This window comes from Rhodanobacter sp. KK11, assembly GCF_033345435.1.
Classification (GTDB): Bacteria; Pseudomonadota; Gammaproteobacteria; order Xanthomonadales; family Rhodanobacteraceae; genus Rhodanobacter.
Window position 1 is genome coordinate 376,334 of record NZ_JAWPMI010000003.1, and the last position, 24,456, is coordinate 400,789.

10 protein-coding genes and 1 pseudogene are annotated in these 24,456 nt (G+C 64.8%); 6 read left to right on the forward strand and 5 right to left on the reverse strand.

The window, feature by feature from the left end; all coding sequences use genetic code 11:
* Window positions 1–63: 63 nt before the first annotated feature.
* A complete protein-coding gene (locus tag R5H19_RS09715) occupies window positions 64–612 on the forward strand; it encodes an RNA 2'-phosphotransferase (RefSeq protein WP_318158794.1) in 549 nt (182 codons plus the stop codon).
* Here the strand turns inward: R5H19_RS09715 and R5H19_RS09720 are convergent.
* The 5 genes and pseudogenes from R5H19_RS09720 to R5H19_RS09740 form a co-directional block, all read right to left on the reverse strand.
* Window positions 595–1,026: a hypothetical protein gene (locus R5H19_RS09720; RefSeq protein WP_318158795.1), complete on the reverse strand. Its 432-nt coding sequence runs from the start codon at window positions 1,024–1,026 to the stop codon at window positions 595–597. The two genes, R5H19_RS09715 and R5H19_RS09720, sit on opposite strands and share 18 nt — an antisense overlap.
* Window positions 998–15,976, reverse strand: coding sequence for a putative Ig domain-containing protein (locus R5H19_RS09725; RefSeq protein WP_318158796.1), 14,979 nt, complete (start codon window positions 15,974–15,976; stop codon window positions 998–1,000). Before R5H19_RS09725 ends, R5H19_RS09720 begins: the two co-directional genes overlap by 29 nt.
* Window positions 15,977–16,072: 96 nt before the next feature.
* Window positions 16,073–16,453 (reverse strand): hypothetical protein, encoded by a 381-nt coding sequence (locus tag R5H19_RS09730; protein WP_318158797.1) that lies wholly within the window; start codon window positions 16,451–16,453, stop codon window positions 16,073–16,075.
* Between the two features lie 180 nt (window positions 16,454–16,633).
* Window positions 16,634–16,803: pseudogene (locus tag R5H19_RS09735) on the reverse strand (integrase core domain-containing protein); the annotation flags it as partial.
* Window positions 16,804–17,331: 528 nt separating this feature from the next.
* Window positions 17,332–17,499 (reverse strand): hypothetical protein, encoded by a 168-nt coding sequence (locus tag R5H19_RS09740; RefSeq protein WP_318158798.1) that lies wholly within the window; start codon window positions 17,497–17,499, stop codon window positions 17,332–17,334.
* Between the two features lie 1,376 nt (window positions 17,500–18,875).
* Here R5H19_RS09740 and R5H19_RS09745 point away from each other — a divergent pair.
* The 5 genes from R5H19_RS09745 to R5H19_RS09765 all read left to right on the forward strand — a co-directional run bounded on the left by R5H19_RS09745 (window position 18,876) and on the right by R5H19_RS09765 (window position 24,417).
* On the forward strand, window positions 18,876–19,640 hold the full coding sequence (locus R5H19_RS09745) for a hypothetical protein (RefSeq protein ID WP_318158799.1): 765 nt from the start codon (window positions 18,876–18,878) through the stop codon (window positions 19,638–19,640).
* The gene (locus R5H19_RS09750; protein ID WP_318158800.1) at window positions 19,633–21,510 is read left to right on the forward strand and encodes a helix-turn-helix domain-containing protein; all 1,878 of its coding nucleotides are present in this window, start codon (window positions 19,633–19,635) and stop codon (window positions 21,508–21,510) included. Before R5H19_RS09745 ends, R5H19_RS09750 begins: the two co-directional genes overlap by 8 nt.
* On the forward strand, window positions 21,510–22,448 hold the full coding sequence (locus tag R5H19_RS09755) for an ATP-binding protein (RefSeq protein ID WP_318158801.1): 939 nt from the start codon (window positions 21,510–21,512) through the stop codon (window positions 22,446–22,448). The genes R5H19_RS09750 and R5H19_RS09755 overlap by 1 nt, the downstream gene beginning before the upstream one ends.
* A 14-nt stretch (window positions 22,449–22,462) precedes the next feature.
* Window positions 22,463–23,878 carry a hypothetical protein gene (locus tag R5H19_RS09760; protein WP_318158802.1) on the forward strand — a complete coding sequence of 472 codons (1,416 nt, stop codon included), beginning with the start codon at window positions 22,463–22,465 and terminating at the stop codon, window positions 23,876–23,878.
* A 251-nt stretch (window positions 23,879–24,129) separates the two neighbouring features.
* Entirely contained in the window at window positions 24,130–24,417 is a 288-nt protein-coding gene (locus tag R5H19_RS09765; RefSeq protein ID WP_318158803.1) for a helix-turn-helix domain-containing protein, read from the forward strand.
* The last annotated feature ends 39 nt before the right edge of the window (window positions 24,418–24,456 follow it).

The window sequence follows — 24,456 nt, forward strand, 5'->3', positions numbered from 1 at the left end:
GGACGCCACACCGGCACTGCTGGGCAGTGGGCGAGCTTTTTTAGCAGCTAAGAAGATAGATCAATGAGCAAACAACACACGGAAGTCAGCAAGTTCCTCAGCTACGTGCTGCGCCACGAACCGCACGCCATCGGCTTGACCCTAGATAGCGAAGGCTGGGCGGAGGTCAATGCGTTGATTGCCGGCGCTAAGCAAGCCGGCCGCACGCTCGATGTTGAGCTGATTCGTGCTGTCGTCAACAGCAGTGATAAAAAACGCTTCGCGCTCTCTGACGATGGCTCACGCATTCGCGCCGTGCAGGGGCATTCGACCGATACCGTCGCCATCCAGCGCGAACCCAAGCAGCCGCCGGAGTTCCTCTATCACGGCACCGCCACGCGCTTTTTAGACTCGATCCTGGCCGAAGGCCTACGCCCTGGTGAGCGCCACCACGTGCACCTGTCGGAAGACGTTTCGACTGCGACAGCGGTCGGCCAGCGCTACGGCAAACCCGTCGTCCTAAAGATCGAAGCCCTGCGGATGCACCAGCAGGGCTTCGTGTTTTTTCAGGCGGACAATGGGGTGTGGCTTGTCACGAATGTCCCAAACTCTTTCTTAGTAATTGGGCCCTGAGCCACTTAAGAAGTTCTCAATACCAGCAGCATGAACCTTTGCGAAGGCAAGCCATTCCTCAAAGTCCTTAAAAGAATAGCTCCTCCCGGACTCATCCAAAACCAGCATCAACACGGCCGGGTTGCCAGACGCGTCGTCGCCATCAAAGCAAGCAATGTCATTGAGGTCGGCATCCACTTTCGCAAACGGGATCAGATTTCGCCCATCTCTCTGCCTACGACTAAACAAGCCCTTCCCCGTTTCGGTTGATGCATCAATAAACCACCACGGATAGATTTCGGGCAAGGCGCCAGATGCCGCCATGTCAACAAATACCCGAGGGTATCTAAACCCGTTCGGCAGCAATTCCGGCGAATAAAGTGCCAATTGCTTCTCACTCATTGAATTAATGCCCCATCCAAATGTTCGGATCATAGATAGATCCATTCGGGAATCGTTGCGACCAGTTCATAACGCCGCCATTTCTCAAGACATCGTTCTGCAGCGGGCTATTGATCCTGAGCAACGCTGCGTCGCCCCATGTACTGGGAGTCACGCCACGAACGCTCAAAGAGTCCGTTCGATTGGCATCGAGAATCAGATCATCAAAAGCACGTACATTCGCTTGAATCTCTATTCCCGCCTGACGAGCCGCCAAGATGCGCGTGTTGTCAATACTGGTCAGCGTACCATCTAGCATACGAACAACATCGACGGGCTTTCCTACCCAACCATTGGTACTCATGCTCTCAACCAATGTGTCGAAATTGTAGCTCGCGCCTAGCTTATGATACGAAACCCAACTCTGTGTGAAGCTTGTCTTTGTCGGATCAAGGGTCTGCAGTCCCAGCCTCACTTCGCTGTTTGCAACCCCAAACGCCGCCTCTCCTTCCAGCATCCGCGCCGACGACATGCCAACACTTTCCAACGACCCCACGCCCATCACGGCCAAGTTCGCCACAGTATCGAACCGCGTGTTCCATGCCTCCATACCCATGACCGATCCGTGGGTGAATGGGTTGACTCCCTGCTCCGTTACCACGTTGTCCGATGACCATAGTGCGCTAAAGCCCGCGTAGACGCTGCCCAAACCCTCCAACACCTTGGGAACAAGGCGCCGCAAGCCCGTCATTCCCGGTGCGTAAGCGGCGTCCTCCGGCGTCACCGCATTCGCATCGTTCTCGAAGTAGTCATATACCTTGTTGAGCATAGTCTTATCCAGCGCACGCGTACTACCGAGCTGGCCGGAATGCGCAAGATCAAACGCTGCTTGAGTGCCTCCAGTGTACGAAAGCTCCGAACCAAGGCTCGGACCACCAGGCCAGGTACCGATGAAGGAGCTGGACGAACTTGTACTCGGTACCGCCACACGCGCCCATGCTCCCGACCCCAGATTTCCTTCTGCATACGCCATCAAACGCGCATCCATGCCTGACTCGACCGACGCACCCAGCATGTCACCCGCCTGCATGCCGAGCGCTTCCATGTCGCCGTTGACCGACGCCTGCGCTCGATCATTCATGTCCGCATCCAACCGCGACCGCTCGCCGGTCAGCAGCGTGTTCTCGGTGGTCGCTATCTGCTCCATCCGCCGCTGGTTGCTGCGCACCTCGTACGCATTGATCCCCGCTACCGCCGCATTGCCCAGCGCATTGCCGAACACGTCCTCGCCGACCTGCTCCCAGCTCTGCACGTGCGAGTCACCGAGGATGACGCTCGTCTCACGCTTGACGACATCCTGCACGACGTTCGCGCCTACCCTGCCCCAGTAGCTGCTGCCGCCACCCAGCGCGCCGGCCCCTCCCTGCGCCTGCGTCGGGCCGATCTCGCCGGCCGCCGCCGAGCCCGCGGCATTAGCCACCAGGCCGGCCCAGCTGAAGTGGGTGCTCTGACCCACGACCTTGGACACCACATAGCTGCCCGTGTAGCTGGCCGCACCGACGATGGCATTGCCACCCCAGGAGATACCGTTGGCAGCCGCTGCATCGCTGAGCGAACTGGTACTGGAACTGAATTCGGAACTCAGGCCTCCACCAATCGCGCCACCTGCGGCCCCAACAGCGACTTCTCCCAGACTGAACCCTTGATGGACGCCAAGCGCGTCGCCGGTGAGCTGCCCCGCCGTGCTCGCGGCCGCACCAGCCACCGCACCGCCAAGAACCTCCGATCCGAGCAGATGACTTGCCCACGGACCTGCGTAGTACGCCACCACGACCATGACGGCCACCACCACGATCTGCGCCAACGCATTGCAATGGTGATGGCTCGGCGGCGGGGGCGGTGGCGCGTACACGCTCGGCGGCGTGGTGCTGCCCGCGATCTTTGCCGGGTCGTACGGCTTGAACGTGTCCGCCGTGTTCGCGTTGGTGGTCACCTCGGGCAAGGTCAGCGACTGCCCCACCACCAGGTCGCCGTCGCTACCCAGCGCATTGGCCTGCGCCACCACGTACCACAGGCTGGCGTTGCCGTACGTGGCCTGCGCGATGCTCTTGAGCGTGTCCCCGAACTGCACCACGTAACCGGTGCTGCCCGCCTCGGTGTTGCTGAAGGCGGTCAACCCGTCCAGCGCGTCGATGCCGCCGGCCTCGTCCACGCTGCCCACCTGCTGCCCGGCCACGTAGGCGTAGTGGTCGGTACCGGCCCCGCCCTGCGCGACGAAGGCGCTTCCCGACAGCGTGCCGTCCCGGCGCTGCAGGATCTGACCGCTGCCGTCGAAGGCGAACGCCCGCACCGTGTCGGCGACCGTGCCGCTGGGCAGCTGCACGTGCTGGTCGATCGCGATCCGCTCGCCCAGGTTGTCGTAGTAGCTGGTGTCCGTCGCCGGCACGTAGTTGCCGTTGCTGCTGCTGCCGGAGGTGGCCCGCTCCAGGTAGCCGTCCTTCTTCAGGTAATTGACCGTGTAGGTGTCCGTGCGCGCCGCGGCCAGGTCGTAGTACTGGTAGCCGACCACGTTGCCTACGGCGTCGTAGCCCGTCCCCGCCGCCCCGACCGCCGTCTTGTAGGTCACCTCGTTCTGCAGGGCTAGCCCGCCCCAGCTGGTGGCGTCGAGCGCCGGCGCCGCCGGCACCGCGCTGCTCGCACCCGTGCCGTCCCAGCCGGCCGCGTGCCCGAAGTTCTGCTCCTGCAGCAGCTGTCCGCTGGCGTCGTAGTGCTCCGCCGTGGCCGACGCCAGCATGCCGCTCACGTCGGTGCCGTCGTAGTAGCCCTCCTCCTCCAGGTCCGGGTCGCGTTTGTAGTACGGCATGTTGGAGCCGCCGACCGTGGTGCCGTTGGCGTAGAACTGCGCCGTGACGGACAGCCGCCCCGCCGCGTCGTAGCTGCGCGTTTCCTCGACGCCCCGCGAGGCGCCGCCCGTGGTCAGGTCGACCGAGTAGTCCGCCCGCACCAGCTCGTTGCGCTCGTCGTAGTACGACGACTGCACCAGAGTGTCGCCGCTGCTGGCGCTGACGGTGGTGCGCGCGCGCGTGTTGCCTGCCGCGTCGTAGCTCAGTTCGTACGACGCCGCCGACGCCTTCAGCGTGACGTGCCCGTTCGACAACTGGCCGTTGACGATGTCCACCCGGTTGTCGGCGTCGTAGGTGAACCAGTAGGACTGGATGTTCGGCACCGGCGGCGTGGAGGTGCCACCGCCCCCCGAGGGCGGCGGGTCGTCCGGGTCGGGCAGCGGGAGCAGGTTCGGCGTGACCTCTCCGCCGGTGTCCGTGCCGCCGGCCGGGTGGCCCTGACCGGCTGCGGCGCCTTGTGCGTTCACCGGGAGCGCCGGGTTGGCGCCCGAACCGCCGGCTGCGGCGCCGTGCGCGTTCGCCGGGAGCGCCGGGTCGGCGCCCGGATCGCCGGGCCCCACTCCATGCGCGCCCGCCGGGGATGCCGTGCCGGCACTGGAGGTGCTGACCGTCAGCGACGACGTGCCTGCCGCACTGTTGCTCAGCGTGAACTGGGCCGTCGCCGAGCCATAGGCGTTCGTGGCGATGACCTCCAACTGGTAGCTGCGGTCGTGCTGGTAGGTGTCCGTGACTTCGTCGATGAGGTAGTCGAGGGTCGTGGGCGTACCGCTGATGGTACCGTTGGCGCCGATGGACAGACCTACCTGGCTGATCGCCACCCATTGCGCCGGCACGGTAATGACGTCGCCAGGGGGGAGCATCATGGGCGTGACCGTATCGGACGGCTGGGTTTTGGCGACGATCATGTCCCCATTGAGGGTGGTCAGCTGGTGCTGTGGAATCAGCACCTTGGCCGTGTAGGTCAGCGCCTGCCCGCCAGGCGAGGTGAAGGCCCCCGCCGGCATCGGAATGCTCAGCGGCTTGCCGATCGTGCCCGTCACGTTGGTATAGCCGCCGTGGTAGACCGGCGGCAGGGTGGCCGCCACGATCGTCATGGTGAAGGTCCGGGTGGACGACGCTCCCTTGCTGTCGGTGGCCGTGTAGCTGACCGTATAGGTGCCGGCCGTGGTCGGGGTGCCCGAGAAGGTTCGCGTGCCGGCGTTGAAGGCGATGCCGGGCGGCAGGCCGGTAGCGCTGTAGGTGATCGCGTCGCCGTTGGCGTCGCTGGCCGCCGGCCCCTGGAAACTGGTGATGGCGATGCTGGTGGTACCCGACTGGTTGGCGGGAGCGGTAAGCACGGGCGCGACGTTGTTCACCACCAGGGTAAAAGTGGTGGAGACCGTCCGGTTGACGGCATCCTTCGCAATGACCTTGATGGCATAGCTCCCGGAGGCGATCTGCCCGATGGAGAGGCTCGTGCCGCTCCAGACAAGCCCACTGTTCAGCGCCGTCCCATCGGCCATGGTGGCGCTGTAGGTCAGGCCGTGGCCCCAGGGGTCGCTGAAGGTGTTGCTCTGCACGACGGTGAAGGCGGCGGTGTTGGGGTTCTTGGCCGGCGGGTTGGCAATGGCATTGAGTAGTGCGGGCGGACCGGCGACGGCCATTTGGAACGTGACGCTGGTCACCGCGCCCTTGCTGTCGGTGGCCTTGTAGGTGACGGTGAAGTTACCCGCCGCCGTGGGCGTACCGCTGAAGGTGCGGGTGGACGCGTTGAAAGTCACGCCGGTGGGCATGCCGGTGGCGCTGTAGGTGATGGCGTCGCCGTTGGCGTCGGTGGCGGCCGGCGCCAGGTAGGCGGTCATCGCGACGGACGTGGCGGCGCTCTGGTTGACCACGCCGCCCGAGAACACCGGCCCGACGTTGTTCACGGTGACCGTAACGTTGGCGCTGGCCGTGCGGCCCAGGCCATCGGTGGCGGTGATCGTGAGGGTATAGTTGCCCGAGGCGAGCTGGCCGACCGTGAGCGAGCTGCCGCTCCAGCTCATGCCGGCGGGCAACGCCGCCCCGGAGGACAGCTTGGCGCCGTAGGCCAGTCCGGCGCCGTAGGGGTCGGTGAAGGTGTTGGCCTGCACCAGCAGGATGGCGCCCGCGTTGGGGTTCACCGCCGCGGGCGTGGCGATCGCGTTCTGCACGGCGGGCGGCGCGTAGGAGTTCGCCAACGTGAACTGCGCGGCAGCGGTGCCGCCCTGCCCGTTGGTCGCGATGACCTCCAGCTGGTAGCTGGTGTCCTTCTGGTAGGTGTCGGTGACCTCCGAGACCAGGTAGTTCAGTGTGGTCGGCACACCCGTGATGGCGCCGGTGGTGGCGTTGATGCCCAGGCCCACCTGGCTGATCGCCACCCATTGTGCGGGCACGGTGATGGTGTCGCCCGGCGGCAGCAGCATGGGCGTGGCCATGCCGGATGGCTGGGCCTCGGTGGTGACCATGTCTCCATTGAGAGTGGTCAGCTGGTGCTGCGGGATCAGCACCATGGCCGTGTAGGTCAGCGCGCCGCCGTCCGGTTCGGTGAAGGCGTTGGCCGGCTTGGCGATGGTGATGGCGCTGCCGCCGATGACGCCGGCCTGGTTGGTGTAGCCGCCGTTGTAGACCGGCGCGGGCTGGACGTAGGCCTCGACGCCGACCGTGAACGCGCCGGCGGCCGACTGCCCCTGCGGGTTGGTCACCGTGACGGTGAGGGTGCTGCTGGTGCCGATCGCCGTGGTGGGCGGCGTGCCGGAGAACACGTGGGTGCTGGCGTTGAAGGTCAGCCAGCTGGGCAGGCCCGTGGCCGCGTAGGTCAACGCGGTCTGGTCGTTCTCGTAGAACGCGCTGGCCGGCACGGTGTAGCTGAAGGCCCGGGTGGCGTCCGCCGTCTGCGCCGCCAGCCCGCCCTGGTAGACCGGCGGGGTGGAGGCGACGGTGAAGGTGAAGCCCAGGGCCGCGGAGCCGCCGTTGGCGGCGCTGGCCAGCACGCGCAGCGAGTAGCTGCCGATACTGCCCGCCGGCGGCGTGCCGCTGAAGACGCGCGTGGTGGCGTTGAAGCTGAGCCAACTGGGCAAGGCGACCCAGGCCGAGCCGTTGGAGTACTGCGCGGTATAGGTGATCGCGGCGCCGTTGGCGTCGGTGGCGGCCGGGGCGGTGAAGCTGAGCGCAGTGCCGATCTTGCCGGTGGGCGGCGTGAGGCCGCCGCCGAACACCGGGTTCACCAGCGGAACGGTCACGGCCAGCGTGGTGCTGACCGTGGCGCCGGTCACGTCGGTGGCGGTGAGCGTGACCGTCCAGCTGCCGTTGGCCAACGGGTTGCCGCTGAGCACGCCATCCGCGCTCAGGTGCATCCAGGCCGGCAGGTTGGCCCCGGTGAAGCTGAGGCCGAAGCCCAGGGTGTCGGTGAAGGCGCTGGCAGCGTTGAAGCTCCAGGGCTGGCTGGGCGGCGCGGTCTGCGCCGCGATGGTGGCGACGGTGGGGCCGCCGGTGCCGGTGTTGATGGGCGAGGCGTTGGTGCCGAAGCCGCTCTGTACGAACACGGCGCGCCGGTTGCCGGCCGCGTCGTAGTTGTAGGCCGTGCGCATCAGGCCCACGTGCGTGTCGGGATTCTGGTTGGTGACCACCGACAGGCGGTTGTGGCTGTCGTAGCGGGTCACCGTCTCGTTGTGCACCACCTGGCCGGCGCCGTCGGTGGTGTAGGTGGCCACGTCGGTGGCGTTGCCGGAGGCGTCGTACTGGTAGGTGGTCCAGGCCGAGGTCTGGCTGCCGGTCTTCTCGGTCTTCTGCTGGACCAGGCCGTTGGCGTAGTAGGCGTAGTCGACCTCGCTGGTGGTGCCGACCCAGGTGCCGGGGATATAGCCGGGGTTGGCCTGGCCGGCCGGCGCCCAAGTGCTGGTCTGCCGGGTCAACAGGCCGGAATAGGCGTCGTAGGTGTAGCCGTAGCTCGCTCCGCTGAGGTCGGTGTGCGCGCGCACCCGCCCGAAGTAGTCGTAGACCCAGCTCTGTGCGTTGCCGTTGGCGTCGGTCTCGCCGATCTTGTTGCCGTTGGCGTCGTAGCTGACGGTGTCGGCGACGTTGCTGGCGTGCTGCACGGCGGTCTGGCTCTTCAGCACGCGATGCTGGCTGTCGTAGTCGTAGTACGCGGTGTTGTTCAGGGCGTCGGCGACCTGGCGCCGGTCGCCGTTCTCGTTGAGCGTGTAGGTGCGAAGCGCATGCGCCGTGCGGGTGGCGCCGCTGGCGTCGAGCGTGAAGTCGCCCTGTGCGGTGACCTGGTCGTCGGCGTCGTAGGTGGTGGTGGTGATGTGCGCCACCGTGCCGGTGCTGGTCTGCACCGGCGGCGTCTGCTGGACCAGGGCGCGGCCCAGCGTGTCGTAGGCGGTATAGGTCTTGGCGCCGAGCGCGTCCTGGCGGATGGTCAGCTGGCCGGCGGCGTCGTAGGTGTTCCAGGACGCATGGTTGTTCTCGTCGGTCACGCCCATCAGGCGCCCGTTGACGTCGTAGTACCACTGCTTGACCGGCATCTGCCAGGTGCGGCTGCCGTCCGCGCCCACCACCAGCACCTGCGGCTCGGTGGTCTTGATGACGTGGTTCCGGCTGTCGTAGACGAAGGTGGTGACGTAGCCCCGGGCGTCGGTCTCGGACAGCACGTTGCCCCAGCGATCGTAGGTGAACGTCAGATAGGCGCTGCTCTCGCCGGTCGCCGCCGACTCGCTGGGCTGGGACTGGTATTTCCGCCGCCCGTCGAGATCCACGACCCATGAAGTCCAGACACTGGAGCCACCGCCAGTGACCGTGTGTGTGTCGCCCAATCCGTTCCCGACCAGGTCGCGGGCGTAGCTGTGCAGGCTGCCGGTGCCGGCATCGGTGGCCATGCGCAGGTTGCCGGCATTGTCGTAGGTGTAGCCGATCTCGTAGCCCGTACTGCTGTAGGCATTGATGACCCCGTCGCCCCGGGCCGCCACTTCGCCGAACGCGTTGTACTTGACGTACTCGGCACGGTCCGGCGTGCCGGCGCCGGCGCGCGTGGTCACCGTGCTCAGGCGCTGGTTGGCCGCATCGTAGGTCGAGGTGGTGGTGACCACCGTCGAGACGGTATTACCGCTGAGGGTGTACCACGAACCGGTGAGGTTGCCGGCGGCGTCGTAGGCACTGTAGGTCGGATGCCCGTTGGCGTCGAACTCCGCCACCTGGCGCCCCAGGGCGTCGTAGTGGTCGTAGGTGGTCTGGGCGGCGACGCCGGCGCCAGTACGCACCGTACGCACCGCGTTGCCGAGCGCATCGTAGGTCAGCGTGGTGACCGGTGCGGCCTGCACGTACAGCGAGGCGGTGGACAGGTCCACGCTGGCGCTGCCAGCCAGGGTGGCCTGCCAGGTGCTGGCCAGCACGGCGCGGACGGGTTCGGTGACGGAGAGCACGCGGCCCAGGGCGTCGTAGGTGGTGCTGGTGGTGGCGCCGTTGACGGTGACCGAAGTGACGCGGTCTTCGCCGTCGTAGCCGAAGCCGGTCACGCTGCTGCCGGCGGCGATGCCGGCGGTGCCGTTGACGTAGCTGAAGTCACCGCCCTGGACCTGCTGGGTCTTGCGGCCGATGCCGTCGTAGGTATAGCTGGTGGTCCGGTCGTAGCCGCTGGCCACGGTGGCGGCCGCCGGCAGGCCCGGCGGCGTGGCCGTGGTCAGGCCGCCGGTGGCGATCGCGTTGGCGTACTCGGTGGTCGAGGCCACTTGCCCGGCGCCGTTGTATGCCCAGGTGGTGACGTAGCCCATCGGGTCCACGTCCATCACCTTCGCGTTGCGCGCGTCGTAGTAGCTGTAGGTCGTCGCCCAGACCGGAGCGGCGTAGTCGGGCTGCCCCAGGGTGCTGTGCGCCCCCTGCAGCAGTACCGCGGTACTCACCACGTTGCCGTAGGCGTCGTAGGCGTAGGTCGTGGTCGGCGAGCCGTTCGACCAACTGCCCGCATAGGGTCCGGTCCCGAAGGCGTAGCTGATCGAGGACAGGGCGACGCTGGTCTTCCGGTTCGCCTGGTCGTACGCGGTGGTGATCGTGCGGTCGCTGTCGGAGGTTGCGAGCCCCTGCTGGACCTGCACCACCGAAAGCGCCTGGCCCGCGCTCCACCCACTGATCGCGGCGGTGTTCAGGGCGGTGGCGTAGCGGGTCACCGCCGTTTCGTTGCCGTAGGCGTCGTAGGCATGCGCCGTGACGTAGCCGTTGGCATCCACCTCGTAGGCCACTTCGCCGTCGAGGTCGTACGTCTTGTACGCGTAGTGGCCGCGCACGTCCTTGCTCACCACGGCGCGGCCGAGCGCGTCATAGGTCACCACCGCGGTGGTGGCCCCGGTCGGGCTGGCCGCCTGGTAGATGTTGTTGCCGGGATTGACGTAGCCCGCGTCCGGGTACGTGGTGGTGGTCTGGTGGTTGCGGCTGTCGTAGGCGTAGGTGAGGGTGCGCGCCGCGGCGGTGCCGTAGGCGTCGGTCCGGCTGATCACGTTGCCGTTGGCGTCGTAGGCCAGCGCGGTCACCACCGAGGCGGTGGCCGTGCCCAGCGTGTTGCCGCTGGTGTACGTGGCGACGGTGATCGGCGGGCTGATCTGGCGCGTCTGCCGCCCGGCCGCATCGTACTGGTAGGTCCACACCGCGCCGTCGCGGTTGGTTTCGGTGAGTTTCAGGCCGGTCGCGTCGTAGGTGCTGGACGCCCGGGTGCCGAGCGCATCGGCGACCCGGGTCAGGCGCCCGGCCAGGTCGTAGGTGTTCTGGGTGTAGCGCGTGCTGCCGGCGGTGTTGGCCGCCGCCACCGCACTGGCCACGGTCGCTTCGGTCAGCGCTCCCGGCACGGCGATGGCGTTGAGGTACGTGAGGACCTTGGCGACCCGACCTTCGGCGTCGTACTGCTGCTCGGTGACGTAGCGGCCGGCGTCGATCGTGTAGCGCAGGCGCCCGGCCGCATCGTAGACGTAGCGGCTCGTGTGCAGGTTCGTGCTGCCGGCCAGGGTCTGGGCCACGCTGCTGGTGGACAGCTGGGTGGTCAGCGCGCTGGTGCTGAGCGGGATCGTGGTGCCGTAGGCGATCTCGCTCAGCACCCGTCCGGCTGCGTCATAGCGGCGCTCGCTGACCTGCGCCACCCGCTGTCCGTTGATGGTGTTCTGCTGCACCACGAAGCGGACCTGGCCGTCCGTGTCGTAGAGGTTCAGCGTGGCGTGGGCATTGGCCTCGGTGTTGCCTGCCGCCGCGACCAGCGACGCCATCCCCGCATCGGCCGTGCCCTGGGCCAGCGGCCCGCCCAGGTTGGCGGTGCTGATCGCCTGCGGACTGACCGCGCTGGCATATGCCAGCGTTTCGGCGAGGCGGCCGGCGCTGTCGTAGCGGCGTTCGGTGACGAAGCCGCGCGGGTCCAGCGTGTAATGCAGCCGGCCCGCCGCGTCGTACACGCTGTAGCTGACCGGGTCGGTGCCCGCCGGCGTCACCGCCGCCGCGACCTGGGCCACCGTCGGGGCCGCGCCCAAGGCGGCAAGCGCCGTCGCGTCCAGCGCCGTCGTGTAGCGCCGGGTGGTGACGATCCGTCCGTCGGCGTCGAACCCGGCCTGCGTGACACCGCCGGCCGGGTCGATCGTGAAGACCTGCTCGCCGGCTTCGTCGTAGACGTAGCGGGTGAGGTTGCCGTTCGGGTCGGTCAGGCCGACCAGGTGGTCGTTGCCGTCGTAGGCATACGCCGTGGTCAGGTTCAGGTGGCCGCTGCCCGGATCGACCACCGTACGAATGCGGCGACCCAGGTTGTCGTACGCATAGCTGGTGGTACGTGCGCCGGCCGTGCCCGCGCCTTCGGTCACCGAGAGCTCTTCGCCGGCGCCGTCCCACGCATAGACCGTGGTCAGGTTCAGGTGGCCGCTGCCGGCATCCTCCACCATCGTCAGCACGTGGCCGTCCGCGTCGTAGGCGTAGGTGGTGACCTCGCCGCCCGGGCCGGTCACGCTCACCACCTGGCCGCGCCCGTCGTAGGTGTAGGTGGTGACCAGGTTCAGCCCGCTCGGGTCCACCGTCCGGGTCAGCACGCGGCCGCTGGCGTCGTAGGTGTAGGTCACCCCGTGGCCGGTCGCGTCCGTGGCCTTGAGCAGGTACCCGTCCGCGTCGTACTGGTTCGTGCTCGCCTGGCCCAGGGCGTCGGTCCGCTGCAGCAGGCGGCCGTCGCCGTCGTAGGTGTAACGGGTCACGTCGCCCGCGCCGTCGGTGACCGACAGCGTGTCGCCGTAGGCGTCGGTCACCGTGGTCACGGTCACCCCGTCGGGCGTGGTGACCTGGACGGTGTGCGTGTCCGGCGCGTAGCCGTAGGCCGTCACCTGCCCCATCGCATCGGTCTGCGTGAGCACGCGCCCGTAGGCGTCGTAGGTGGCCTCGGTAGTCCGCACCGTCCCCTGCACGCTCTGGCTCCGGGTCACCTGCCGACCCAGGCGATCGTAGGTGTACGTGGTCGTCGAGCCCTGGGCGTCGGTCTGGCTGGCCACCCGCCCGAAGACGTCGTAGGCGACCTCGCTCGTGCGGTTGAGCCCGCCGACGTCGTCGGTCTCGCTGATGCGCTCGCCGCGGCTGTCGTAGCCGTAGCGGGTGATCGTGCTGTTGCCGGCCCCCAGCGCCTGGCCCGGCTGACTCAGCTGCCGTTGCTGCTGTACCACCTCGCCGAAGGCGTCGTACTGGTACGCCACCTGGTAGCCCGCCCCATCGACCACGCTGGCCACCTGGCCGTCGAGCGTGTACAGGTAGGTCGCCAGCGCGTCCTTCGACGGGTTGGCCAACACCGCCGAGGCCGTCGCCAGGTCGGCCAACGCGGCCGTGCCGGGGTTCAGCGTGCTGCCGCTGCTGCTGCCGCCCGTCAACGTCGCCCGCCCGGCCAGCTGCCGGCGGCTCGCCACCTGGCCGAAGGCGTTGTAGGTGTACGCGGTGATCTCGCCCCAGGCATTGAGGGTGCCGCCACTGGGCTGGCCCGCAACCGTGTACGCCAGCCGGCCGGCTGCGTCGTAGTAGGACCAGAGCTTGTTGCCCAAGGCGTCGGTCCGCAGCGTCTCCCGGCCACGCGCGTCGTACGCATGGGTGGTCACGGCCTGCGCCCCGTCGGTCGCCGTCCTCACCTCGCCGAAGGCGTCATAGGTGGCGCTGGCGCTGCGCACCTGACCGCCGTTGGGCGGGGTGGTGGTAGTGCTCAGCAGATGGCCGACGCTGTCGTAGGCATAGACCGTGACCGCCCCGTCCGCCGCCGTGACCTGGTGGACGCGCCCTTCCGCGTCGTACGCCGTCACCTGGGTCTGGGCGGGGCTTCCGGCCACGTCCGCCACCAGCGCCGCCACCGACTCCTGGCCGGTCAGCGCGCCGAGCTGGTCCGCCGTCAGGGCCTGGCCATAGCGCGACGTCGTCGTGCTGTCGCTCGCCTCGTCGTACGCGGTGGTGGTGAGATATCCCGCGGCATCCACCGCAGCCACCAACTGCCCGCGGTTGTCGTAGTAGGCACGGGTGACCTGATCGCCCTGGCCGGGGGTCACCGCGGCCAGCACCGCCGCCAGCGACGGCGATGCCCCGAGGGCGCTGCGCTGGGCCGCGCTGAGTGCCGTCGCGTAGGCCACGGTCTTCACGACCCGCCCGGCCGCGTCGTAGGTGGTGGTGGTCACGCCGCCGGCCGCGTCCAGCGTGGCCACCGGGCGACCAGCCAGGTCATAGAAAGTGTAGGCCGTACGATCCTGGGCGCCGGGCACGACATCGGCCAGCAGCGTCGCCAGCGAAGGCGCCGCTTGCAGTGCCGCCAGCGCTGCCGCCGACAGCGACGTGGCGTAGGCGGTGGTCGATACCCGGTGGCCGGTACCGTCGTAGCGGTACACCGTGACCGCGCCCAGGGCATCCACGTCCGCGGCGTGCCGCCCGGCCGCATCCCACAGGCTCAGCGTCACCCGGTCGCTCGGACCGGACGCCGGAAGGACCGCCGCCAGATCGGTGGGCACGACGGCCCCGCCGCTCAGCCAGGTCGTGGTGTCCACCCTCGCGGCGTACTGCACTGTCTCCACCACCTGCCCGTCGGCGTCGCGCACGTAGCGGGTCACCGCGCCGGTGTCGTCCACCGTGCCGGCCACCCGGCCGGCCGCGTCGTAGAAGGTGTAACTGACGCCGCCGCCGGCATCCTGCACCGCCCGCAACTGGCCCTCGGCGTCGTAGACGTAGTGCGTCGTCCGCGTGCTCTCGCCGCTCGCCGACTCGGTCACCGCCACCACCTCGCCGGCGCTGTTGCGCACCTCGGTGTGCACCAGGCCGTTGGCGTAGGCTACCGCCACTGTCCCCTGCGCATCCTGGTAGGCGTAGCTGGTCACCGATGCGGCGACGTTGTCCGTCCGGCTCAGCAGCCGGCCCAGGCCGTCGTAGGCGTAGGCCACGCTATCGAGTGTCGTGCGCGCGCTGCCGCGTACCGTCACCTGCTGGCGCAGCAGGCCCTGGCCGTCGTACACGTAGCGGGTGATCGCCTCGCCCACGTCGGCCACGCCGTTGCCGCTGCCGTCGACCTGGTCCCAGTCGATCCGCTGGCTCAGGCGCCCCGCAGTGTCGTAGCCGTAGTCCGTGCGGGTCGTGCGCGTCAGGTCCTGGGTGCCGGCCCAGCCGGTCATCGTCGCCAGGTCGGGCGCCGCGTCGGCGGCCAGCCCGCTGGTGTCGAAGGCCGCCTTGGCAAAGCTCCGCGTCAGGCTGACCCGGCCCTGCGCGTCGTACTGCGTCTCCTGCACCCCGCCGTCCGCGGCGATCACGAAGCGCAGCCGGTCGCTGCCGTCGTACACGTAGCGAGTGGTCGCCGGATCGGCCGGTGCGCCCGCATCCGCGGCATCGGTGCCATCCGGGTCCGCCCTCCGGTACACCGTCCTGGTCAGCAACTGGTCGTCGGCGTTATAGGTGTAGTTCACCGTGTCGCCGGCCGCGTCCCGCTCCAGTATCCGGTTGCCGTGTGCGTCGTAGCGGTACAGCGTGGTCTGGCCCAGCGCATCGGTCATCGAGGCCGGGTAGCCTTCGGCGGTATACGTGTAGCTGGTCACCTGGCGTTGGCCATTCACCGCCGGCGAGGTCACCGCGGTGAGGTTGCCGGCGGCATCGTAGCCGTAGGTCCACGCCCGGCCGCCGGCGTCGGTCACCGTGGTGGTCCGCGACGCCAGGTCGTAGCCGAAGCTCAGCGTCTGCGCCGCCGCGCCGCTGCCGGTGGTGACCGAGGCTACCCGGTACGCCCCCTGGCCGTCCTGGGCATAGGTGTACTGCACGGCTACCCCGTCGCTCTGCGTCAGCGAGGCCAGCCGCAGGCTGTCGCCGTCGTAGGCATAGGTGGTAGTGAACGCCTGGGCGTCGCCCGCATTGTCGGGCGTCAAGTCGGTGGTGACGCTTTGCAGCCGGCCCAGCGTGTCGTAGCCGTATGTCACCCGCTGCCGCGTCACCGCTGCGCCGCCGCCGGCCGGGATCTCCACCGTCGACAGGCTGCCGAGGCGGCCGTCGGCATAGCCCAGCAGCAGCGCCTCGCCATCGTCGGCGGTCACGCTCGCCAGCTGCTGCGTGACGCTGTCGTACCCCAAGTGGTAGTGCGCGCCGCTCTTGCCGTCCGTCAGGTCGGTCAGCGCGCCGGCTGCGCTGTACGTCTCCTGCTGGCGGCTGCCGCCGCCGGTGTACGTCCAGGTCGCGCTGCCGGCCGACCACACCAGTGTGTCCTCCGCACCGGCCTTGGTCGTGCCCGCGTACAGGCCGCGCGCCGCGTCGTAGGTGAAGAGCTCTTCCTCGCCGTCGCCGCCATCCCGGCTGATCGTGCTGCCGGCCGTGCCGAGCGTGCCGGTCAGCGACCCCAGGCGGCGGTCCAGACCCAGCAGCCACGCCCCCGCACCCACGTCCCCGGTGCTGCCCAGGCTGTTGTAGGTCCGGGTCAGGCCGGCCAGAAGTCCCTGGGCGACCAGTTGCTCGTCGCGGTCCTGCAGCACCAGGTTGCCGGTGGCCACGTTGACGTACTGACTCGCCCCGCTCTGCCCCAGCCCGCCTCGGCTGTCCGGCCCAAGCGCGGACGCGGACGTACCCAGCAGGCCCAGACCGTTGCCCGAAATCACTGCCACCATCGTGCTTCCCCTCGCCAGGATCGCTTGTAGCCCAGCCGACCGCCGGGCCTTCCAAGCACCTAATCCAGTGGAAGCAGAGAAAGTTTAGAAGGGCGTTCAGCCCCGCAAGTGTCTAAGCAAAGCCAGGAATTGATCGGGCATCGCCGGATCGGCATCCATCGCGGACTCGATCCGATCTACCGTCGCTGCAAAGTCCGGGTGCTCGACAAAACTTTCCCCGAACTCTGACAGCAAAATTCGACGGAGTACCGGACGGCGCAAGGCGCGGACCGCAGCTTCCGACTCGAGGTCCACTTCCCTGATCAGCGCTATCAGATCACCACGAAGCAGTGTCGACTGCTTTTCCGCCGGCATATCCATGTGGTGTGCAGATACAGTTCCCCCCTGCCCGAGCACGCCCGTCCGGGCCACCTTGCGCGAGACGCTTCGAATCAGCGATGTGATCGACGATCCGCTACCAATCCGATTCGAATTCATGCATGGACTTCCCGATTCCGAAGGAGGAAGAGCCACCTCGATGTGGCGCGCGACAGCAGGCACGGCGCGGTGGCCCACGGCGGACGGATACTAACAAGATGGCGGATAGCGCAGGTGGCGCTGCTCTGCAGACTGCGTCGTATGAATTCGATCTGACCTGCGTATGAATTTTGTAGCCGATCAAACGGTGAGTCCAGGGTTGATGGTATCGGGTTCCAGCCAGCTCCGGCGAACAGTCATCGGAGGTTTGTAGCCATGGGCGCTGTGCGGCTTTTACTCGTTGTAGAACTGCTGCCAGCGCTCGACCAGCACCCACATTTCGGCGCCCGGTTACAGAACCATTCGCGGTTGTGCCTTGGGCAAGATCATGGACACACCAGAAGCACAGTGCGGCGAGTCCCTTCTGATGATTCTGTGGGGAGAACCCGGCACATGGACGTCCACGATCTGGCGCACGCATAGGCGCTCACGTGGTCTCTTATCTCGGTTCCCGAAGGTATCCCAATGCCGTTGTGCCACTGATGCGTTTGACAAATGGCGGGTAGTAGGCGAGCCAACCCTCTAGTTCTTATCGATCGAGGTGTGGAGCTTCGAGGGTATCCGGCGCTAGGCCGCGAGACTGTGGCATTTTAAAGGTGGTCCCGCCGAACGGAGGGCGAAGCCAGAGATTGCCTTCACATCCTTCGAGCCTATGGGTAGGAAGCAGACGCCGCCCTACCCCCGATAACGCACCCTAATCGCCCTGCGCTGGCGTTTGCTTTGGGCAAGAATATCCCCTTCCCCTGGGTGTCCGGCAAGACACGCTCCTCATAGGCCTGCAGCGCAGGCGCCACCACTTTCTGCACGATCTAGCCTTTTTCGGGGAGTAGCCCAGCCATTCAAGATTCGGGGGTGACTTGATTGGCATCCTCGTTGGCTAGATCAATCACTGCTTGCGGTACATCCAAGAAAACCTCGGCGGGCATCCGCGCGACATCAGGGATGGCAGCGAACCGACCAAGAACCTTCAGCGGCGCCTCAAGCGTGGCCGCACGCAGGGCCAGCACCTATTCGCTGAGGCATCCATGAAGCGGGTAGAGCCAGAATGCGCGATCCCAGCCGTTCTTGTCGTTGTCGGGATGCAATTGAGGTTGGCGCGTGAGCGCCTTCCTCAACTCCCGCAGCTTAGGGTTAACCGAACCATCGCTCAGGAATTGAAAGGGTGGATAGCGGCAACCACCACGGTCACGGCCTGCCCACACACGAAATGTAAGGTCGCTCGCCGGCCTCGCCTCGCCGGAAGTGTTCGCGTCGGTAGCAGGCTTGCATCCTCTATGACTGGAAGCTAGCCAGTCCTGAGCCAAGAGCTCCTCGCGCAAGCTCCAAATGGCCGCGACGGCATGCGCAGTCGGTTGAATTTCGTTGTATTCATGGGCTGCTGATACCGCTTCCGCTCAGATCGGCACCACCGCCATGGATAGTGCACCGGTCCGGCTGACCAATCCTGTATCCGAAATAGATCGAACTGGAAGAAGCGGTCTACCGATGAACAGATCATCGGCCTCCCTACAAAGATGGCATGTCGCACTCGCATTCAATGGGAGCATGGGCTATCCGGCCGCATTCAACTTCCACCCCTGCCGTACAATCCCGTGATCGCAACTGCGCCCCTTCACACCGCGGACAGTGATCTACCGGGGCGATTGTTCGCCAGTCTGAAAATGACCCAGTTTCGACAAGATGACGACATGATCTGCCAATCGCTTATTTGGATCTGGATATTAAAGCCATTCCAAGTTTATGGCATCCAATAGAATGGTATGAATTGATATGATTTGGTATGACATGATGTCATTTAACCATGATCCCCATGCCTTAATTGACTGACTACGCAAAGTGGTTTACATGGTAATAAATGGCCACAGGAGCCGCTCACTACCGCCATGACCCACGCCCACTCCAGCTTTCTCGCGGAAAACGAGGGCCATGCGCCACCGCCGGTCGCCGAGGGCGCCTTGCGCTGACTGCAGCTTGGTTGGCGGCGAAAGCGGCCGGCGCAGGCTCAGATCGCGAAGTTCTCTTGCGGCCGCACAGGCCATGACGCTCGACATGTCATGACTACTCCGATAGGCGAAGCAGACACAGCATGGTGCTGTTTTCCTCAAGCCAGGTTCGGCCGCCTGGTGAGCGAAGCCGCCTCCCTGCTCCCCTTAGTCAAAACACGGAGGGATCAAGCTAGCGAAAAATCATACCCATCACCCAAGTCGGATGTGACGCCGTAAAAAGGAAATCCCCGCTGCCAGGCGGGGATCTGGGATGAAAAATAAAACGTCTTAGTGTCTGTAGAGTCCCACTTTCCTTTTGCAACGTCAATCCCCTTCGCGCCTCCAATCAGTCGGCGCGACGGGCGGATTTTGCCCAGACACAGCATAAGGAGACAGCCATGACCTACACCTGCTTAGCCGACCTGTACCATGGGGAGCCAAAACGTGCCGTCGCGACATCCGCCATGGATGGGGATCCCGCGATCCGATCGCTTCATACGCCACCCTTCAAAGCGCGACCGCTCACACGGAGGGAACGGCGCGATGAAGATCTGTATGCCTTCCAGTCACCCAAGGGGCGGCGTCTCGTCGAGGTGCTAGGCGTTCCGACGTTTTGCCTAGCACTGTTGCTTGAGTTCAACCCGCAGATCTCGGCGTACGTTGAGCGCCCTCGCACCTTGGGCACGCCGGCCAGTCGTCTCGAGCTTTCGTTCTGGATCCAAGACCGGCAAGGGAGGGAGCGTTTCCTATTGATTGTTCCCACTGCGGAGTCGTTGCCCGCCCAAAGCGGTAGAAGGACGCATCGCCGGGCAGAAGCTCTTCTGGAGGCCGCTAGTGCCGCAAGCATCCAACTCCTCTTTATCTCGGAACCCGATCTCCTCGAGCAACGTGCACGCATCGCACAGGCGCTGCGTATGCTCCCTTATGTTCAGGATGTTCAACGCCTGCCCCATCGGCTGTATTTGCGTGAACGCGTCTTAAGCCTCCTCGCCACCAATCCCCGCGTACGCTTTAGCCAGGTTGAGCACTCGCTGTCGGATTTCGTCGCCAGCGACGTCCGTGCGGTGGTGTGCGATCTCATCCATCAAGGCGATCTCGCGCTCGATCTCGAAGCGACGCTCACGATGAACTCCATCGTCAACGCAGGAGGGCGTCATGAATAGCACCTGCCGAGACCTTCTCTATCCGGAGGGAGAAGACCTCCTGCTATGGCCCGCGCCCGACCTTCAGGCGATGCCTGAAAAATACAGGCCCATCTATATGGCGAGAGCCGATGCACTTCGGGCTGTCGTTTCAGGTACATCCATCCACCAAGCTGCCAGCCATTTTGGCGTCAACCGAACCACTCTGTCGTCTATTTGCCGGCGATCCGTGGAGCTTCACGCGGATGGGCGTCCTTGGGGATTTCGAGCGTGCGTCCCGAATACAAAGAAGGGATTCGCGTTGGCGCCCTCTGCGGAGTTCCCGGCGGCACACGCCCCGCACGCCTTCGAAAAGGTGCTTGCCAGTTTTCCTGAGGTGAAGGACCTAGTAGACCGCTACTCAGGCCCCCTGCCCCGTCGAGGTAGTCCGTCAGCGAAATTCAACCGACTGTACAAGAGGCTCAAGAAAGAACTGGAGGATGCTGGACTGTCCCACCTGTACCCATTGAACACACAAACGCAAGGTCGCCGTGCGCTGATTACCTACGTCTATAAGCGGCGCCAAGTGGTGATCGCGGCCGGCGGCGGTGATGGCACCGAGGCCCCGTCCGCTCTGACACGGCTCGATCAGGTCGTCAGTTTGATGCCATTGGAGCGTGTGGAGTTCGATGCGCATCACATCGATGTCAAAACGACCATGTTGGTCCACACCGCAAAAGGCGAAGTCGTCAGTCGGCCGGTCGGCACGATCTGGATTCTGGTCGCCATCGATGTATGCACACGCGTCATTCTTGCATGGCTGCTGGTGTATGGGCCTAGCTACAAGCGCTTTCCGGTCCTTCGCTTGCTCGCCAAAGCCCTGACGCCATGGCGGCCGCGCCAACCGACGGTGGCGGACATGCATTATTCCTCGAAGGCTTGGATGCCCTCCCTGGTCGACGCCCACGGCCTCGTTCACCGCGCCTTGATGATCGCCATGGACAACGCAAAAGCGCATCACGCCCATTTATCAATGGGCAATATTCATGACTTCCAGTTAGGCATGGCGAACGCTGGGCGTGCTCATTCTCCCCAAGGACGGGCGTTTATTGAGGCTCTCTTCAAGACGCTCGAATCCCAGGTGCTTCGTTATCTGGCGGGCGGATTCGAGCCTGCCCGGGAACGTGGCGAGAGCGCCAGGCCCGTCTCGACAAAAAAGGCCGAACAGCACCCCATCGATCCGGTGGCTATGGACGACCTGATGGATGTCTTCGTTGCCAATTATCACGGCGTCGATCATTCGGGCTTGCAAAATCGCACACCGCGCGAAGCGTTCGAATCGTATTTCGCGGCGGGCGGCTGGTTCTTTACCTCAACGAACACCGCAACGGATGTCGACAAGCTGACGGAAATTCACTTCTACGCGACGATCCGCGGCTATCGGCGCGACGGCAAGCCACCACATGTCCGCTGGAAAGGGGCTACATACCGCGCCTCGGCCCTGATGAGCCACTGGGACCTCGTTGGTCGACGCTTTCCGGCTGCCGTTCGGTTTTCAGATGCGCGCCAGATGCGCCTTTTTCATCCGGAAACTGGCGAGCTCTTTGTCGTACTTGAGGCCCTTCCCCCCTGGCATGCGACGCCCCATACGCTCGAGGTTCGCGAACGGGCTCTGATCTACCTCAAGCAGGCTGGCCAACTGCGCGAAGACATTGAGGACGCCGTTGCGGCCTATCACGAGCACACCCGTCAGCAAGTTATCGAGCAAAAGTTGCCCGCCAATCACTTTATCCAGGCCGGCGCGCCAATAGCGCCCTCCAAAGCGACGCCTCGAAAACCCGTCGCCCAGGACCCCAGCACGTATACGCCGAGTACCGGCTGGGTATCGTTCCGCTCAAAGAGGGGGGCGTGATGGACATCCAATACCAAGATCGCCATCCGCTCCTGCACATTGTGCGTCCACCGTTTTTTACGCCACCGATTGAAAAGCTCGGGAACTTCGTCATCAACGCCTACCAAAGTGGCCGACACGGCTGTCGCGTGATCAGTTTTACCCGGTACGGCAAGACCTACGCAATCACGTACCTCAAGGACAATGCGGGTTGGCGAACCGACCCCGCAGTCTTTCTGGATATGCGCATTCTTGCGCCAGAAAAATGCACGGAGAGGTCGTTTTTCACCACCATGTCGTTGGCATTGCACTTACGAGAACTCCATCAGTCCAGCAGCGCTCATGCCGTGATGCGTGTCGCCCATCACCTCAACATCCTAGCGGAAGAGGAAGGTGCTGAGCTCATCATCTTCGCCCTAGACGAATCGCAGCGTCTGAATGGTGAGGACTGGCAGCATGTGGTGACGCTGGACAACGAAGTCAGTGCGTTGGGTAAACGGCTCTTTCTAATCTTTATCCATCAGCTGGACACAAAAGGCAAAGAGGCAGAATCGATTCATGACGATGTGCCTCCACAGGTCCTCGAGCGATTCACCAAGCCGTGCTTTGACTTTCCCGGCATCATCGGTGCACTTGAGGTCAAAACGTGTTTCGAAGAGTACGACGCAGGCGCAACCTGGCCCCTGGGAAGCGGCACTACTTACAGCGCTTACTTCGCTCCCGACGCGTTCGCGCGCGGATGGCGCCTTTCCCAGCACGCACAGCAGGTCTACGACATCGCCACTGAGTTCCGCGCAGAAAGCGGCTTATACACTGAGGGATGGCAATGGCCCATGGTTTCCCTTGAGGCCCTCATGCGCTACCTCCTGGTGTCGGTGGCATCTCGAACGCCTGGCTTCGATGGCTTCTCCGATGAGGACATCCGCAAGGCCCTCATTGCTGCGTTCTTCGTCGACTAATTCGGAGAACTCCCATGACCATCACCCAGGGTTATACGCCGCACCAAGCGCACCAGAGCGAATCATCACTGCCTGTCGCTATGCTTGTAGGATCGAATCTTTGTCGCTATCCCTACATGTCGGCCTATGGCGCGATGATGCGTGTGTGTCGCCTTCATGTGTTACCTAGAGAAATGCGATTTCGCTATTTAGGCGTTCGATTTAATCGCCATGATGATATCCCCAAAATGTTGGCGACATCCGGTGCGCGAAAAGATCAACTTTTTCGCCATATCGGAGGTGATGAAAGCATAAGGACATACTGGGACATCGAACCGTGGCTCCCCTTCTCCACGTCCGTATCGGAGGCTGATCTAATCACCCCTCTGCGCATCTGCCCGTGCTGCAGCCGCTCGGGCTACCACACCATCCTGTTTCATTTGCCATGGGTTGATCGATGCCCATGGCACGGTGCGCGAATCGTCGATCAGTGCCCTTCTTGCAGTCGCCCGCTCCTACCTCAGTTCATCGACGCCGATCTGGTGCCGCATGATTGCCCATGTGGTGTCAACTTCTTCGATGTCAAATCTGCAATCCATGGGGATCCTTCGATCGATCACCATGCCCGTGCGTGGCAAGCGAGCTATCTGGCATGGGCGAACGAAGCAAGAACTCAGCGATATCTCGTCGCCGGGGCCAGCCTCCAGGATCTCGACGCCGCCGAGGCCGGAGTTCTGGCCGATTTGCCATTGAATCTGCGCACCACATGTAGCATGCATGCTGCTGGGGCGGGAAAAGGTCGCGTACAAGTACTTCGGCCAGCGACGTCAGCCGCAGCCGGCCAGACTGCGACGGATTTTCTCCTGGCCATGAAAGCGTTGCCCGTTACCGAACGAGCGGCCATCAATGTGCCACCGTCGCTGCTTCGCTCCTTTCGAGCCGTCGCTCAGAATATTGTAGAAAAATTACCCGCCCGAACGTTTTTCGAGGGGGACTTGCTGCGCATCTATCCACCAGACGATCCTGGTCACCGGCGCCGGCCTCCGGGCTTGCCTCATAGGCAGCACGCGGAGTTGACCTTCCTTCCGTTGCTTCAATCCCCCACTGGAGGCGTTCTCGACTGTACGTCGATCGATAAGCACATTCGATCTGTGGTGCGCGGCGCAACCTGGGATCTTATGGAAAAACTTCCTCATGCTCAGGACGGCCCCATCATTCGGGATCTCGACCTTGGGACGAGGACGGTGCTGGCGGCGCTCGGGAAGCGACTGCTTCTCCACGGTTACGCACAGGGGATTCGGATCATTCTAGGCCGTCACGTGGCAACGCTTTACGATTTGCCACGTGATAGACCAAGGCCTCGGCGACCTATTGCCATAGTCTTCACTTCCCGGGATCAGGTGACCAAGGCGAATCTGATTTGGGTTAAAGCGCCGGCGGCGGATGCTTGACCCCACAATTTATACGAGTTTTTGGGTGCAGCTAGCCACCAGCGATTGGGTAAACTGGCCGAACCAAGCCGCGGCGAATTCATTGCGCGATGCTAGGTGCCTATCCGAGGGTTCTGTCAGCTTGGCTTGCCTTACGGAAGAATGTGCCAGCCTGAAGTGCGGGGCCCGCTGCGGACAATCGGTTGGGAGTGGCAGTCGATTGCAATTAAATCAAATGTTTGCGACTGATGGACTTAGCTGCCGATTCCATGATGAGCCGCAAAGCCTGCGCCGAGTTCCTCGGGGTTTCGCCGGCAACGGTACGGCACTGGGAAACCGGTCGTCACCGTGTGCCGTGGTCCGTCGTGCGGCTGCTGCGTCTGGTGCGTTGTGGCGACCTCGGCATGTTGTCGACGGAATGGACTGGCTGGACAGTCAACCGGCTGGGCCTGCACGCGCCGGCCGGCCGCACGTACCGGGAGCGCGACATGCGACTGTGGTGGCAAACCTGCGAGCAGGCGCGCCTGTTCCGCGAGGCTTACGATCGCCGGACGCGCTGAGCTGCCCTGCTCTTGGTGCGGCGCCGGGCTTGATATCGA

Coding starts and splice junctions, on each gene's coding strand:
- R5H19_RS09715 (WP_318158794.1), top strand. CDS start 64: ATGAGCAAACAACACACGGAAGTCAGCAAGTTCCTCAGCTACGTGCTG.
- R5H19_RS09720 (WP_318158795.1), bottom strand. CDS start 1,026: ATGATCCGAACATTTGGATGGGGCATTAATTCAATGAGTGAGAAGCAA.
- R5H19_RS09725 (WP_318158796.1), bottom strand. CDS start 15,976: ATGGTGGCAGTGATTTCGGGCAACGGTCTGGGCCTGCTGGGTACGTCC.
- R5H19_RS09730 (WP_318158797.1), bottom strand. CDS start 16,453: ATGAATTCGAATCGGATTGGTAGCGGATCGTCGATCACATCGCTGATT.
- R5H19_RS09745 (WP_318158799.1), top strand. CDS start 18,876: ATGACCTACACCTGCTTAGCCGACCTGTACCATGGGGAGCCAAAACGT.
- R5H19_RS09750 (WP_318158800.1), top strand. CDS start 19,633: ATGAATAGCACCTGCCGAGACCTTCTCTATCCGGAGGGAGAAGACCTC.
- R5H19_RS09755 (WP_318158801.1), top strand. CDS start 21,510: ATGGACATCCAATACCAAGATCGCCATCCGCTCCTGCACATTGTGCGT.
- R5H19_RS09760 (WP_318158802.1), top strand. CDS start 22,463: ATGACCATCACCCAGGGTTATACGCCGCACCAAGCGCACCAGAGCGAA.
- R5H19_RS09765 (WP_318158803.1), top strand. CDS start 24,130: ATGAGCCGCAAAGCCTGCGCCGAGTTCCTCGGGGTTTCGCCGGCAACG.